The organism is Rhodococcus sp. (in: high G+C Gram-positive bacteria), assembly GCF_049286785.1.
Lineage (GTDB): Bacteria > Actinomycetota > Actinomycetes > Mycobacteriales > Mycobacteriaceae > Rhodococcus_F.
The window spans coordinates 1-14,728 of sequence record NZ_JBAQEO010000876.1; the positions used below are offsets into that span (position 1 = coordinate 1).

Below are 14,728 nucleotides of genomic sequence, written 5' to 3' on the forward strand. Positions count from 1 at the left end.
CAGCTGTCCGGGGGTCAGCTCCTTCGCTTTCCACTCGGGCATCTCCACGACCGGCACCTTTCGCAGCACCATCTCGGACAGTGACCTCGACGATACTCGAGGTTCGTCAGGCGAGGCGCAGATGCCCGTGGAGGTGGTGCGTCAGCGGCGTCGTGTCGTGGGCCATCCACAGGTCGTAGGTGAGCGAGCCGCCCAGCACCGACAGTTGCCGCCGGACACTGTGCACCGGCTTGGCGTCCGGTGACGCCGCCAGCGACAGCATCGACAACTCGATCGTTCCCTCACGGATCTGCCCGCGGTGGATTTCGACGAAGCCGGTGGGCTGGGCCACGAGAAGCTCCGCCTCGTCCTCGGCGACGAGGCGGAGAAATCCCGACTCGGTGTGCAGGGGGCGGCCGCTACCCACCTCCCAGGTCCGGGACCGGTACGCCAGGAAAGGCTTCCCGCTCGGGGTGAACTCGATCTCTTCGGTGTACGCGAAGTCGTCGATCGTGGGATACGCGCCCTCACCCGTCCCGACCCAGCGCCCGGCAAAAGGGGCCAGCGCCGGCGGAACGGATACCTGTGGCGTCGCGGTCACGCCGTTCGCGATGTCGTCCATGAGTTACCTCCGGCTTCACGCTACAGGCACACCCCGATCGGGCGGCAGAGTCCACACCGCACGGTTCGGGGTGCCCGGTGCGTCCGGCCGCATTACCGTCTAGGCATGAACGCGTCCGAGCCTGCGCCGCTGGGGGCCAACTCCGAGGTCGGGCAATTGCGTGCCGTCCTTCTCCACCGTCCCGGAGACGAACTGAAAAGGCTGACACCGCGAAACAGTGACCAGTTGCTGTTCGACGCTCTGCCGTGGGTCGATCGGGCGAAGGAGGAACACGACGCGTTCGCGGACGTGCTCCGGGAACACGGTGTCGAGGTGCTGGTTCTGTCGGATCTGCTCACCGAAACGCTCGGCGCGAGTGGAGCAGCCCGGATGCAGGGTATCGGCGCGGCCGTCGATCCGCGCAAACTCGGGCACACCCTCGCGCAGGAACTCGCCGGTCACCTCCGTTCGCTGGATGCCCGCACCCTGTCCACCATCCTCACGGCGGGTATGACTTTCGACGAGCTGCCGGTCGACGCCAGTTCGTCGTCGCTCGTGCGCCGCATGCACCATGGTGGCGACTTCGTGATCGACCCGCTGCCGAACCTGCTGTTCACCCGCGACTCCTCGTTCTGGATCGGGCCGCGGGTGGCCATCACGTCCCTGGCGCTGCCCGCCCGGGTTCGCGAGACGTCGCTCACCGACATCATCTACGCCCACCACCCGCGATTTCGGGGCGCCCGCCGGGCCTACGAATCGCACACGGCGCCCGTCGAAGGCGGTGACGTCCTGCTGCTCGCCCCCGGGGTCGTTGCCGTCGGCGTGGGGGAGCGGACCACCCCGGCAGGCGCCGAGGCCCTGGCACGCAGCGTGTTCGAGGACGAGCTCGCGCACACGGTGCTCGCGGTGCCCATCGAGCAGACCCGCGCGTCGATGCACCTCGACACCGTCTGCACGATGGTCGACACCGACGCGGTCGTGATGTATCCGGTCATCCAGGACACGTTGTCGGCGTTCACGATCCACCGCGAGGACAAGGGTGTCTCGATACGCGGGGCGGAACCTTTCCTGACAGCCGCCGCCGACGCGATGGGCATCGGAAAGCTGCGGGTGATCGATACCGGGCTCGACAACGTCACCGCCGAACGCGAGCAGTGGGACGACGGGAACAACACCCTCGCACTCGCACCCGGCAAGGTGGTGGCCTACGAAAGGAACGTCGAGACCAACGCGCGACTCGAGGCATCGGGCATCGAGGTCCTGCGCATCGCCGGATCCGAACTCGGCTCGGGCCGCGGCGGACCCCGGTGCATGTCCTGTCCGGTGTCGCGCGACCCGCTGTAGAACCCCGCTCTACAGGACCTCGGCGACCTTCGTGGCCGGACGGGCCAGAACCGTGCCCTTCTCCGTCACGACGATCGGACGCTCGATGAGAATGGGGTTGTCCACCATGGCCTCGAGAAGTTCGTCCTCGGAGGCCTGCGCCAGCCCCAGTTCCTTGTACACGGCTTCCTTCGTGCGGATCGCTTCGCTCGGCTTCAGCCCGGCATCGTCGAGAAGTTTGCGCAGTCCGTCGCGCGACGGCGGCGTCTCGAGGTACTTCACGACGGTGGGCTCGATGCCGGCGTCACGGATCACACCGAGGACGGTACGAGAGGTGTTGCACCGCTGATTGTGGTAAATCGTCGCAGTCTTGGCCATGCTGACATTGTGCACCGGGGAACAAATGGGTCACCGCGTAGTGCTGATCATGGACAGTATCTGGTAACAGTCGAGAAAGAGGAGTTCGATCATGACCGAGCACGCCCACGCACACCCACGCCGTATCGTCATTGCGGGCGGACACGGAAAGATCGCCCGGGAACTGACGAAACTCCTCACTGCCCGCGGTGATCGCGCCGTCGCACTGATCCGTAATCCCGCCCAGGAGCATGCGGTGGCAGCGCTCGGCGCAGAACCCGTGGTGATCGATCTCGAGACGGCGACGGTGGACGAGGTGGCCGAGACTCTCGCCGGGGCGGATGCGGCCGTGTTCGCGGCCGGCGCCGGGCCGGGGAGCGGTGTGGCACGCAAGGACACCGTGGACAGGGCCGCCGCGGTGCTGCTCGCCGACGCCGCGGAGAAGGCGGGTGTGCGCCGATTCGTCCAGGTCAGTTCGTTCGGTGCGGGTGAGCCGATCGCCGAGGGAACCGACGAGGTGTTCGCGGCCTATCTTGTGGCGAAGACGGCGGCAGAAGAGGATCTTCGCGCCCGCACGAATCTCGACTGGACGATTCTCCGACCCGGAGGACTGCTGGACGACGATCCGACCGGCCACGTCACCCTTACCGCGCCTCCCCTGGAACCGGGGAGCGTGTCACGCGCGGACGTCGCCGCGGTGATCGACGCATTACTGGATGACCCGACCACCGCGAAGGAGACGGTGATGCTTACTTCCGGCCCGACCCCGATCGCCGAAGCGGTGGCGGCTCTCTGACCGAGCGTGCGTGGCCGTTGCTTCACCGGGTCTACGCAACTACGGTCTGATACGACCCCTGGAACAACGGAGGTGGGCCGGCAGTGCGCATCGACCTCGACCCGGATTCGCCGACGGCCCCGTTCGATCAGGTGCGACTGCAGATCATCGAGCAGGTTCGCAGCGGCCAGTTGATTGCCGGGACCAAGATCCCCACTGTCCGTGCGCTCGCCGCCCTCGTCGGACTCGCACCCAACACCGTGGCGAAGGCGTACCGGGAACTCGGCGAACAGGGTGTGATCGAAACCCGGGGTAAACAGGGCACGTTCATCGCCGGTGGTGGCGACCCCATCCGCGCCGGGGCCGAGAAGGCCGCCACGCGGTACGTGCAGGAACTGCGGAACCTGGGAATTTCCGACGAGGACATCCTGGGTTTCGTCGGATCGGCTTTGCGCGGAGCCGATTGAGCACTGCTGAGATCTACGTGAGATCTACGCACGGTGATCGCCACCGCCGTAATCCCCAGCGCCGCACTTCGACCCGAAAGGAAGACACCCGGTATGGCTTCTGCACTCTTCCGCGACCTCGCGCTTCTGGTCGCGCGCATAGGCCTCGGCGTCGTCTTCGTCGCCCACGGCTGGCAGAAGTTCTTCGATGCAGGGGTGGGTGCGACGCAGGCGTCGTTCGCGGCGATGGGTGTGCCGATGCCGGACATCTCGGCGATCGTGGCGGCCACCGTCGAACTGGCCGGTGGGTTCCTGCTCCTCGTGGGGCTGGCCACGTCCATCGCGGGGATCCTGTTGTTCCTCGTCATGCTCGGAGCGTTGATTCTGGTGCACGCGGACAAAGGCGTCTTCGTCAGCGACGGGGGTTACGAACTGGTGGTCGGGCTGGGAGTCGGGGCGCTGCTCCTCGCCGTCGTGGGAGCGGGCAGGCTCAGTATCGACGGTCTGCTGGGACGAGGCTCCGGTTGGGGTGAAACCGCAGCGTAACCATCCTGCGAACACGGTCTCGATTCGGTTCTGACGGCCCCGCCTGCTTGCTTTTGTCTTCGTGAGTGACGAACGTAGTCGGCCATGGCAACGAACACGGATCTGCCTGAGTCCGATTCCGGGAATCCAGGTCCTCCCGCGGGGAGGGGGCTGAAGTCGGCGGGTGTTCGCACCGACTACCTCGTGTTCGCTTGCGCCGCGGCGGCGGTCTCGGCCATCGTCGTGTGGGGTCTTTCAGCCCCGGACAATCTCGACTCGATCATGGGGAACGCGCTCGACTGGCTCGTCGTCGATCTGGGCTGGCTGTTCATCCTCTCCGCGTCCGGATTCGTGATCTTCTCGCTGTGGCTCGCGTTCAGCAGCTACGGTCAGATCCCGCTCGGCAAGGACGGTGAGCGACCGGAATTCCGCACCGTCAGCTGGATCGCGATGATGTTCAGCGCCGGTATGGGCATCGGACTGATGTTCTTCGGCGTCGCGGAACCGCTCGCGCACTACGTGACACCGCCACCCGGAACCGACGGTGGCATCGGAACCGCAATGGCCACCACCATGTTCCACTGGAGCCTTCATCCGTGGGCTATGTATGCCGTGGTGGGCCTGGCCATCGCCTACGGTTCCTACCGCAAGGGTCGCAAGCAGCTGTTCAGTTCGGCGTTCATTCCGCTGCTGGGCCGGCGCGCCGAAGGACCGCTCGGCAAGTTCATCGACGTGCTCGCGATCTTCGCGACACTGTTCGGCACCGCGGCGTCGCTGGGACTCGGTGCGTTGCAGATCGGTTCCGGCTTCGAGGTGGTCGGATGGATGTCCGAGGTCGGCACCTTCCTCCTGGTCGCCATCGTCGCCTTGCTCACGCTCGCCTTCGTGGCGTCGGCGGTGTCCGGCGTCGCAAAGGGCATCCAGTGGCTCTCGAACATCAACATGGTGCTCGCCGTGGTCCTGGCACTGTTCGTGTTCGTGGTGGGCCCGACCGTTCTGATCCTCAACCTGCTGCCGACGACGATCGGCGCGTACGCAGCGCAACTCGCGCAGATGTCTGCCCGCACCGGGGCGTCGGCGATTCCGGAGACCGGCGAGTGGTTGTCGTCGTGGACCATCTTCTACTGGGCATGGTGGATTTCCTGGACTCCGTTCGTCGGCATGTTCCTGGCCCGCATCAGCCGGGGCCGCACCATCCGGCAATTCGTCGTCGGCGTGATCGTCGTCCCCAGCGCCGTGAGTCTGGTCTGGTTCTCGATCTTCGGTGGCGCCGGAATCGGCCTGCAGCGCGACGGCATCGACATCGCGGGTCAGGACACGCAGGAAGGTCAGCTGTTCGGGATGCTCGACAATCTGCCGCTCACCGGCATCACGACGGTTCTCGTCATGGTTCTCGTTGCGATCTTCTTCGTCTCGGGAGCGGACGCGGCGTCGATGGTGATGGGCACGTTGTCGCAACGCGGAGCGCTGGCGCCACAACGCTGGGTCGTCGTCTTCTGGGGCACCCTCACCGGAGGTGTTGCCGCGCTGATCCTGGGGACCGGTGGTGACACCGCGCTGGAAGGGCTGCAGACGATGACGATCATCGCGGCGGCGCCGTTCGTGGTCGTGATGATCGGATTGTGTGTGGCGCTCTACAAAGATCTTTCCCGGGACCCCCTCGTGCTCGACGCGAAGGAACTGGGGAAGGAAATGCGGAGGGTGGCGGCGAAGCGACGCCGCAAGGGCGCGGCCGGCACGTCGCCCTGACTGCCGGGCGTCAGCGCCAGCTGGGTAGCCACAACTGCTGCTGCCACGTGTCCGGGGTGATCGGCACGGCCGTGAGGATCGGCCACAGCCAGATGAAGTTGGCCACCACGAGTCCCACGTAGAGGCAGACCGCGAGCAGACCGGTGCCGCGGCGCTCGTACGACGCCTTCGCGCTCCCCAGGATGTCGCCCAGCACCAGGGCCAGACCCATCACCAGGAACGGCGCCAGCGCCACCGCATAGAAGTAGTACATCTGCCGGTCCAGGGTGGTCAGCCACGGCAGGAACGCGGCACCGTAACCGGTGAGAACCGTGGCGTACCGCCAGTCGCGGCGCACCACGGACTGCCACAGCGCCCAGGCGAGCATCGGTAGCGCCAGCCACCACATGGCGGGCGTGCCGACGAGCATGACCGCCTTGACACAACTCGAAGCACCGCAACCGGTGACCTGATCGCCCTCGGCGAAGTAGTACAGCATCGGGCGCAGACCCATTGGCCACGTCCACGGCTTCGACTCCCACGGATGGCGATTGCCCGCCGAATTGGTTAGCTCGGAGTGGAATTCGAGGACGTTGCCGCTGTAGTACCAGAGCGAGCGCAACGCGGCCGGCACGAACGACCAAGGACCATCGGTCCCGATCTGGTTGCCGACCGCGTGCCGATCGACACCGGTCTCGCCGGCGAACCAGGACCAGTAGCTGCCCAGATACACGAGCAGCGGCACGACCACCAGTGCGTAGAGTGCAGGACCGACGTCGCGTATACCCGCGCCGAACCACGGGCGGTGCACTCCGTACGCCCGCCGGGCCGCCACATCGAAGGCCACGCTCAGCAGACCGAAAAATGCGATGAAGTAGATGCCGGACCATTTGGTGCCGCAGGCCAAGCCCAGCATGATCCCGGCGCCGAAACGCCACCACCGCACACCGAGGCGCGGCCCCCAGGCACTGTCACCGATTCGTCCCTCGGCATACACCTTCGCCATGCGTTCTCGAACCTGGTCCCGATCCACGACCAGGCATCCGAGTGCCGCGACGGTGAACAGCGCCAGGAAGATGTCGAGCATCCCCACCCGGGAAGAGACGAACGTGACGCCGTCCGCGATCAGGAGGACGCCCGCGAGACCCCCGATCAGGGTGGATCGGGTCAGCCGCCGCACAATCCGGATCACGAGCAACACCAGAATCGTGCCCGCCACGGCGGAGGCGAATCGCCACCCCCAGCCGTTGTAGCCGAAGATGGCCTCACCGATCGCGATCAGCTGTTTCCCGATCGGTGGGTGCACCACCAGGCCGTAGCCCGGGTTGTCCTCGATCCATCCGCCGGTGAGCACCTGCCACCCCTGCGGCGCGTAGTGCTTCTCGTCGAAGACGGGGGTGCCCGCATCGGTGGGGTAGCCGAGCATCGTGAACCGGGTGATTGCGGCGATGACGGTGACGAACACCGTCACGACCCAGCCGCGGGCGCGGTCGACAGGACCGAAGTCCGGCGGCGGCACGAGGGGTGCCGGACTGATCAGCGACTGCTGCCGGGCGGAGGGCGAAGGTCGCGCGTCCGTTAGCATCGTCACGAGGCAATCGTAGGCTGTGGGTCATGACTGGTCGCCTCGTGCTCGCCGCAACACCGATGGGGAACGTGGGTGACGCCTCGCCGAGGCTGCGTACGGCGCTGGCGACCGCCGATGTCGTCGCAGCCGAAGACACCCGCAGAACCAAGGCCCTCGCGTCGGCGCTCGACGTGACGATCACCGGGAAGGTCGTCAGTTTCTACGATCAGGTGGAAGTTGCGCGGCTGCCGGCGCTCGTGGCAGATGTGGCCGCGGGCAAGACGGTTCTCCTCGTTACCGACGCCGGTATGCCGTCGGTGAGCGATCCCGGGTACCGCCTCGTCTCCGCGTGCGTTGAAGAGAACCTGCCCGTTACCTGCCTTCCGGGTCCTTCGGCGGTCACCACCGCACTCGCCCTGTCCGGTTTGCCCGTGGAACGGTTCTGCTTCGACGGCTTCCCGCCGCGCAAGCAGGGACAACGCAAAGCCTGGTTTCAGACCCTGGTCACCGAGCCGCGCGCGTGCGTGTTCTTCGAAGCGCCTCACCGGCTCGCGGACTGCCTGAACGACGCCGTCGAGGTTCTCGGCGGTACCCGCCGCGCCGCGGTGTGCCGCGAACTCACCAAAACCTACGAAGAAGTGCGCCGCGGCACCCTCGCCGAGCTGGCCGAGTGGGCGGCGGACGGTGTGCGCGGTGAGATCACCGTGGTGCTGGAGGGTGCCACCCATGTCCCGTCCGACCCCGCCGATCTCGTCGACGAAGTGGAACGGCTGGTCGCGGGCGGTACCCGGCTCAAGGACGCGTGCTCCCTGGTCGCCACCGCGGGGGTCTCGAAGAGGGAGCTGTACGAGACGGTGCTGGCCTCCCGGAAGGCCTAGACCGTCGTCCATCCGCGTCGGGTGGTCCGAAACTCCCGGCCGGAGCCCAAACGAAGCTATTTCAGACAAAACTTGTCCGCATTGATGTAGCGTGCGTCACGCATCCATTCACCGAGAAGTAGGAGCGGACCCATGCGGCGGCATGCACTGGTGTTGATGATGGCCCTTGCAGTGGGGACTCAGGCGGCGATGGGAATCGCCGGCGCAGACCCGGTACCCGCTTCTCCCCTTCCCGATCCCGGTGTGCCGAACGCGGAGTTCTACACCCCGCCCGCGCCGCTGCCGTCGGGCAGTGCGGGGGATCTGCTGCGCACGGAACCGTCCCGCGTGGTCCTGGATTTCGTGACGAACGCTCCGATCGACGCCCACGCCACTCGGATCATGTACCTCAGCCGCACCAACCACGGTGAGCCGACAGCGGTGACCGGAACGGTCCTGGCGCCGACGCGTCCCTGGACGGGTCCGGGAGAGCGTCCGCTGGTCTCCTTCGCCGCGGGCACCCAGGGTGTCGGAGACCAATGCGCGCCCTCACACCTGATGAACAGGGGTCACTTCTACGAGATCCCCTGGGTCGGTAGCTTGCTCGCCTACGGCGCCGCGGTAGTGGTCACCGACTATCAGGGACTCGGCACACCCGGCCTGCACACCTATCTCAACCGGGCCGCGGAGGCGCACGCGCAGCTCGATGCCACCAGAGCAGCACAGCGCCTGGGCGATCCAGAGATCCCGGCCGACGGCCCGGTGGGACTGATGGGCTACTCCCAGGGCGGTCACTCGACAGCGTCAGCTGTGGAACTGCAGCCCACGTACGCGCCTGAACTCGATGTCATCGGCGCCTACGCCGGAGCCGCCCCAGCCAACGTCGCCGAAAGTATCGCCGGCGCCGACGGCTCGATCGCCAGTGGCTTCTTCGGGTTCATCTTCAACGGAGCCGTCGCGGGATACCCCGAGCATGCCGACGCTCTGCGGTCCACGCTCACCCCGGCGGGCGAGGCGGTTCTTCGCGACACCGAAACTCAATGCACGGCAGATACAATCCTGACGTATCCGTTGCAGTGGGTGTCCACCTACAACAAGGACGGCCTCCCGGGCGTGGAACAGGCCAAGACCGAACCGATGCGTTCGATCCTCGACGAACAGCGCATCGGCCGGCTGAAGCCCGCGGCCCCGGTGTTGATCGTGCAGGGTGCTCATGACGACCTGGTCCTTGCCGAGCAGTCTCGCCAACTCGGCCGCGACTGGTGCGCACAGGGTGCCGACGTGCAGTTCCGTCAACTCGACATCCCGCTGTTGCCCCCGCGGTTGATCCTCGGCCACGGAACCCCACTGCCGTTCGCCCAGATCGAAGGCATCTCCTGGCTTGTGGACCGGGTGGAAGGCCGCCCGTTCGCCGGGAACTGCGGCACGTACTGAGGTCGCTTCCCGGCGACCGGGTGCTGGGGCGACCGGTCAGCGGCGCAGTGCGCGTTCTCCCGGATTCAGCGTCGCGTTCTCGGCGGCTTCCTGCCCGGCGTGCCAGCCGGCGGCATCCACCGCGCGGCCCCGCGACTTGCGGGTGCGGGGAAAGAGCCGGTCGAACTCCGCGTCCACGGCCTCCGAGGTGCTCGCGAGTATCGGCAGGAGATCGTCGACGGGAATCGAAGCCTCGTCTGCGGCCTCGACGGTGGCCCTGGTGTCGGCATCGCGTAGGCGCTGACCGATCCGGCTCGCGAAACCGGCCAGGAATCCCTTGCGGAACGAGGTGGTTCGGGACCCGTTCCGGCTGGAGGCATCGGTGGATTGCATCGCGCGCGTGGCCTGGACGAGCAGGGAGGTGAACAGCATGTCTACCTGCTGGAGGTCGAGGGGGGTGCCTACCACAGTGGCGATCGCGAGGGAACTGAACCACACGGTCCGGACACGGTTGGAGTCGCCGATCTCGGTGAGGAGATGCACCTTCTCCTTGACGTAGGGATTGTCGAGGTGGATTCGCCGACTGTGGACGGCCGCGTTGCCCGTGCCGTTCTGGTTATGCAGGAGCGCCGCGCTGATCGCGTATCGCGTCATCAGTTCCTGCGCCTTCGCCGTGAAGGTCTCGGCTTCCTCGGCGAAATCGGTGGCCTCGGCCTTGGCGAGCAGGCCGCGAATCCTGTTGAGAACCTTCGCGTCGGCCTCGGTCTCGGCGTACTGCGCCGCGCTGACGGTCTCGGCGAGACGGACTCGGGGCCACATGGACGGCGGCGGAGTGAGAACAGTCCACTCGGGTAGCTGCATCCACGCCATTGCCAGGTCGGTGAGCTGATAGACGGAGTGGTACGGATCTTCGAACATGAGTCCTGCAGCGAGGGAACGGAACTCGGTGCTTTCCTCGGGGATTCGCAGTGCCAGGCGGGCCGCGTTCGGCAGTTGCTCGCCGATGGTGCGGAGCTGCTCCACCCACTCGCGGGGCGCGCGATCCTCGGCGCGTGAGCACCGCGCGTCGTACAGGACCACTGCCGCCGCGAGATCGGGGTCCGAAGGCTCCTTCGACCGCCGGGCGAGATGCACGACGTCGGAAGGCTGCCAACCGCGTTCGTACGCGCTCGACAGTTCACCCACCAGGGCCTGGACGGCGGAGACCGCCTGCGGACTCACTTCGTCGTCGAACACTCGTGCTCCGTTCCCGTACCCGGCTCCGTGCGATCGAATGTATGTTCTATTCGGCGTCATGCGGAGAGTGTGCACGTGGGGTCCGACACATCCGGCGCCCACACGACAACTCCCGTGTCTCAGTCCTCCACGTACCGCGGGAACACACCGGTCGGAGCCGGCAGCGGAGTGCCCGCGACGATGCGCGTCGCCAGATCGGTGAACCGACGTGCATCCGGATCCTGCCCGAGCAGGTCGAGGATCTTGGCGGCGGAATCGGGCATCACCGGCTGGACGAGGATACCCACGATGCGCACCACCTCGAGCGTCACGTACAGCACCGTCGCCATCCGGTCGGGGTCCGTCTTGCGGAGAACCCACGGCTCCTGCTTCGAGAAGTACCGGTTGGTCTCACCGAGCACGGCCCAGATCGCCTCGAGCGCGAGATGCAGGGCTTGGACGTCGAACTCGGCACGGCACTTGGCGAGCAGGGCGTCGGCCAGGTTCAGCAGAGCCGAGTCGTCTTCGGTGAACACGCCCGGAGTGGGAACCCGCGCATCGCAGTTCTTCGCGACCATGGACAGCGAACGCTGGGCGAGGTTGCCGAGCTCGTTGGCGAGGTCGGCGTTGATGCGGGTGACGATGGCCTCGTGGCTGTAGCTGCCGTCCTGGCCGTACGAGATCTCGCGGAGCAGGAAGAAGCGCACGGCGTCGAGACCGTACTGCTCGACCAGGGCGACGGGGTCGACGACATTGCCGACCGACTTCGACATCTTCTCGCCCTTGTTGTACAGAAATCCGTGCACAAAGACGCGTTCGGGCAGTTCGATTCCCGCCGACATCAGGAACGCCGGCCAATAGACGGTGTGGAACCGGGTGATGTCTTTGCCGATGATGTGTAGATTCGCAGGCCAGAACTTGCGGAAGGCCTCCGAATCGGTGTCGGGGTATCCGGCACCGGTGAGGTAGTTGGTGAGGGCGTCGACCCACACGTACATGACGTGATCAGGGTTTTCCGGGACCGTAACGCCCCAGTCGAACGTGGTGCGCGAGATCGACAGATCCTTGAGACCGCCCTTGACGAAGCTGACGATTTCGTTGCGCCGAGTCGCGGGTGCGATGAAGTCGGGGTTCTCCTCGTACAGCCGCAGCAGCTTGTCCTGGTATTCGGACAGTTTGAAGAAGTAGGTGGACTCCTCGGTCCATTCGACGGGGGTCCCGGTCTCGGTGGAGATGCGGGTGCCGTCTTCCTGAAGGGTGGTCTCGGCCTCGGTGTAGAAGGCCTCGTCCCGCACCGAGTACCAGCCGGCGTACGAGTCGAGGTAGATGTCGCCGTTCTCGGCCATCTTCTGCCAGATGACCTTGCTGGCCTCTTCGTGGTCTGCGTCCGTGGTCCGGATGAACCTGTCGTAGGAGATGTTCAAGGTCTTGTCCATGGCCTCGAACACGTCGGAGTTCCGCGCCGCGAGTGCACGGACGTCGATACCCTCCTTGACGGCTGTCTGCTGCATCTTCAGACCGTGCTCGTCGGTTCCCGTCAGGAAGAAGACCTCGAAGCCGTCGAGGCGCTTGAACCGCGCGAGAGCGTCGGAGGAGATGTACTCGTAGGCGTGCCCGATGTGCGGGACGCCGTTGGGGTACGCGATCGCCGTCGTGAGATAGAAAGGTGGCCGCGGGGCGGAGGAGTCGGCAGCAGCATTCATGGTGCGACCACTCTATCTGCCTGGTTCGCGGTCGGAAATCGCACGGGACTCGTAGGCGGCGCGCACCGACCTGTCGCCGGAGACCACCTGGTTCGGGACCATCCGCCGCATCGCGAAGTCCCGCACGAACTGAGGGAAGACGTTGATCAGCCGGGAGAGCGGTCCGACGTAACCGGGAATGGTCACCTCGAATCGCGGTCGCCCGATCACTCCGACCACTGCTTTCGCCACGTCGGCAGGGGTCAGCAGCTTGGCGGCGCCCGTTGCCGTGCCCGCGGCGAGTTCGGTATCGACCACCCCGGGCATGATCACCGAGATCTCGACGCCGGAACCGCGCAGCTCTTCGCGCACTCCGGTCAGGTAGCCCAGAACGCCGTGCTTGGTGGCGGCGTAGGTCGATTCCCCGGGTGGTGAGACCTTGGATGCGGCGGAGGCGACCGTGACGATCTGTCCTCGGCCGCGCTGGCGCATCGTCGGTGCCGCCAGCTGCACGCCCCGGATCACGCCGTGCAGGTTGACAGCGATCTGGCGGGCGACGGCGTGCTCGGGTTCCTGATCGAAACGGCCGACCCACATCACACCGGCGTTGTTGACCAGCACGTCGATCGGACCCCAGTGCTCCTCGACCGCGGTGAGGAAGGAGGCGAAGGATTCGGTGCTCTCGACGTCCAGGTCCAGGCCTTCAGCGAGACCTGTCGAGCCACCCAGTTCGTGGGCGGTGCGCCGCGCCGCCGCGCCGTCGAGGTCGCCGATCGCGACGCGCGCACCCGCCGCGACGAGGTGCTGCGCGATTTCCCGTCCGATCCCTCGTGCGCCGCCCGTGACCGCGATCACCCGCCCGCTCAATGATGCCGAAGCCATCGTCATGCTCCTTCCGCTCGGAGCCGAAGGTACCCCGAGTGGGATGGTGCCGTTGGCGTTCGTGGTGCCGGCGCTCGACAATGTGCGCATGAGTAGAGACCGTCCGGCCCCCGAACCGCCTCAGCCGTTGTTCCCGCTCGTCGATGCGCACACGCATCTCGATGCGTGCGGTGCCTCCGACGCCGCAAGCGTCACGGCGATGGTGGACCGGGCCGCCGCGGTCGGCGTGGGGCGCATCGTCACGGTGGCCGACGATCTCGATGCTGCGCACTTCGCCGTCGACGCTGCGCACTGGGATTCGCGGGTGTTCGCCGCGGTTGCCATCCATCCGACGCGCGCGAATGTGCTGGACGACCAGACCAAGGCGCAGATCGAGCGGTTGGCTCGCGACCCGCGGGTCGTCGCGGTGGGGGAGACCGGTCTCGACTTCTATTGGCCCGGCAAGCTCGAGGGCTGTGCCACCGTCGCCGAGCAGACCGAAGGATTCCGCTGGCACATCGACCTCGCCAAGCGACTGGGCGCGGCGTTGATGGTCCACAACCGCGAGGCGGATCAGGCGCTGCTGCAGGTGCTGCGTGAAGAAGGAGCGCCGGAGACGGTGATCTTCCACTGCTTCTCGTCGGACGCGGAGATGGCGCGCGAGTGTGTCGACGCCGGATACGTCCTGAGCTTCTCCGGCACCGTCAGCTTCAAGAATGCGAAGGCGCTCCGCGAGGCGGCACCGCTGGTGCCCGGCGATCAGTTGCTCGTCGAGACCGACGCTCCGTTTCTCACCCCGCACCCGTTCAGGGGCGCACCCAACGAGTCGTACTGCCTGCCGTACACCGGCCGGGCGCGGGCCGAGGTTCGCGGAGAAGACCCGGAAGAGCTGGCAGAGGCGTCGACCGCAACGGCGGAAAGGGTCTACGGTCTGCGGACCGTGAGTGTTTGACCTGGTCATGCCTTCGAAATCGATCTATGTTGAAGTTTCAACCTTACTCTCGTACGATCGTTGCCTATTCAACTAAAATGGCTGTCCCGGTCCGCCGGGACGCCTCGATGAAAGGCGCATTCGTGAACAACCCCACCGTTCGCAACCTGGGCATCCTGATCGCCCGCCTCGGTATCGGAATCATCTTCCTCGCCCACGGCTGGCAGAAGGCCTTCACCAACGGACTCGACGCTCAGACCGCCGGCTTCGAGCAGATGGGTGTCCCACTGGCCGGTGTCTCGGCATTCGTGGTGACCTGGCTGGAGGTCATCGGCGGAATTGCCCTCATCGTCGGTGCCGCGGTGCCGATCTTCGGAATCCTGCTGTTCCTCGACATGGTCGGAGCCTTCTTCATCGCGCACGTCGAACACGGAATCTGGGTTTCCACCGGCGGCTACGAACTGGTCC

The 14,728-nt window shown here is 66.3% G+C and carries 15 protein-coding genes; 9 read left to right on the plus strand and 6 right to left on the minus strand.

Annotated features, from left to right (window positions below; all coding sequences use genetic code 11):
* Positions 1-106: 106 nt before the first annotated feature.
* Positions 107-601 carry an FABP family protein gene (locus WAW17_RS31185; RefSeq protein ID WP_422336699.1) on the minus strand — a complete coding sequence of 165 codons (495 nt, stop codon included), beginning with the start codon at positions 599-601 and terminating at the stop codon, positions 107-109.
* A 105-nt stretch (positions 602-706) separates the two neighbouring features.
* Between WAW17_RS31185 and arcA the strand changes: the two genes are divergently transcribed.
* A complete protein-coding gene (arcA, locus tag WAW17_RS31190; RefSeq protein WP_422336700.1) occupies positions 707-1,924 on the plus strand; it encodes an arginine deiminase in 1,218 nt (405 codons plus the stop codon).
* A 9-nt stretch (positions 1,925-1,933) separates the two neighbouring features.
* Here arcA and arsC read toward each other — a convergent pair whose 3' ends face one another.
* On the minus strand, positions 1,934-2,281 hold the full coding sequence (gene arsC / locus WAW17_RS31195) for an arsenate reductase (glutaredoxin) (protein WP_422336701.1): 348 nt from the start codon (positions 2,279-2,281) through the stop codon (positions 1,934-1,936).
* Between the two features lie 91 nt (positions 2,282-2,372).
* Here arsC and WAW17_RS31200 point away from each other — a divergent pair, with 91 nt between their 5' ends.
* The 4 genes from WAW17_RS31200 (at position 2,373) to WAW17_RS31215 (ending at position 5,755) form a co-directional block, all read left to right on the plus strand.
* Entirely contained in the window at positions 2,373-3,056 is a 684-nt protein-coding gene (locus WAW17_RS31200) for an NAD(P)H-binding protein (protein WP_422336702.1), read from the plus strand.
* A gap of 83 nt (positions 3,057-3,139) precedes the next feature.
* Complete coding sequence (locus WAW17_RS31205) at positions 3,140-3,502, plus strand: GntR family transcriptional regulator (RefSeq protein ID WP_422336703.1); 363 nt, start codon at positions 3,140-3,142, stop codon at positions 3,500-3,502.
* 93 nt (positions 3,503-3,595) lie between these two features.
* Complete coding sequence (locus WAW17_RS31210; protein WP_422336704.1) at positions 3,596-4,027, plus strand: DoxX family protein; 432 nt, start codon at positions 3,596-3,598, stop codon at positions 4,025-4,027.
* 84 nt (positions 4,028-4,111) lie between these two features.
* Entirely contained in the window at positions 4,112-5,755 is a 1,644-nt protein-coding gene (locus WAW17_RS31215; protein ID WP_422336705.1) for a BCCT family transporter, read from the plus strand.
* A 10-nt stretch (positions 5,756-5,765) separates the two neighbouring features.
* Here the strand turns inward: WAW17_RS31215 and WAW17_RS31220 are convergent, their stop codons facing one another.
* Entirely contained in the window at positions 5,766-7,319 is a 1,554-nt protein-coding gene (locus WAW17_RS31220; RefSeq protein WP_422336711.1) for a dolichyl-phosphate-mannose--protein mannosyltransferase, read from the minus strand.
* 29 nt (positions 7,320-7,348) lie between these two features.
* On the opposite strand from WAW17_RS31220, the gene rsmI reads away from it, so the two are divergent.
* Complete coding sequence (gene rsmI / locus WAW17_RS31225; protein WP_422336706.1) at positions 7,349-8,179, plus strand: 16S rRNA (cytidine(1402)-2'-O)-methyltransferase; 831 nt, start codon at positions 7,349-7,351, stop codon at positions 8,177-8,179.
* Positions 8,180-8,311: 132 nt separating this feature from the next.
* Positions 8,312-9,592 carry a lipase family protein gene (locus WAW17_RS31230; RefSeq protein WP_422336707.1) on the plus strand — a complete coding sequence of 427 codons (1,281 nt, stop codon included), beginning with the start codon at positions 8,312-8,314 and terminating at the stop codon, positions 9,590-9,592.
* A gap of 36 nt (positions 9,593-9,628) precedes the next feature.
* On the opposite strand, the gene WAW17_RS31235 is transcribed toward WAW17_RS31230, so the two are convergent.
* From WAW17_RS31235 to WAW17_RS31245, 3 genes are read right to left on the minus strand one after another with little or no spacing between them, the layout of a single operon-like run.
* A complete protein-coding gene (locus tag WAW17_RS31235) occupies positions 9,629-10,867 on the minus strand; it encodes a DUF2786 domain-containing protein (RefSeq protein ID WP_422336708.1) in 1,239 nt (412 codons plus the stop codon).
* A gap of 59 nt (positions 10,868-10,926) precedes the next feature.
* Complete coding sequence (gene metG, locus WAW17_RS31240) at positions 10,927-12,489, minus strand: methionine--tRNA ligase (RefSeq protein ID WP_422336709.1); 1,563 nt, start codon at positions 12,487-12,489, stop codon at positions 10,927-10,929.
* 12 nt (positions 12,490-12,501) lie between these two features.
* The gene (locus WAW17_RS31245) at positions 12,502-13,350 is read right to left on the minus strand and encodes an SDR family oxidoreductase (RefSeq protein ID WP_422336710.1); all 849 of its coding nucleotides are present in this window, start codon (positions 13,348-13,350) and stop codon (positions 12,502-12,504) included.
* A gap of 88 nt (positions 13,351-13,438) precedes the next feature.
* On the opposite strand from WAW17_RS31245, the gene WAW17_RS31250 reads away from it, so the two are divergent.
* Both WAW17_RS31250 and WAW17_RS31255 read left to right on the plus strand, forming a co-directional pair.
* The gene (locus WAW17_RS31250) at positions 13,439-14,281 is read left to right on the plus strand and encodes a TatD family hydrolase (RefSeq protein ID WP_422336712.1); all 843 of its coding nucleotides are present in this window, start codon (positions 13,439-13,441) and stop codon (positions 14,279-14,281) included.
* Positions 14,282-14,403: 122 nt separating this feature from the next.
* Positions 14,404-14,728: DoxX family protein (locus WAW17_RS31255; protein ID WP_422336713.1), on the plus strand; the 325-nt coding region annotated here is incomplete at its 3' end.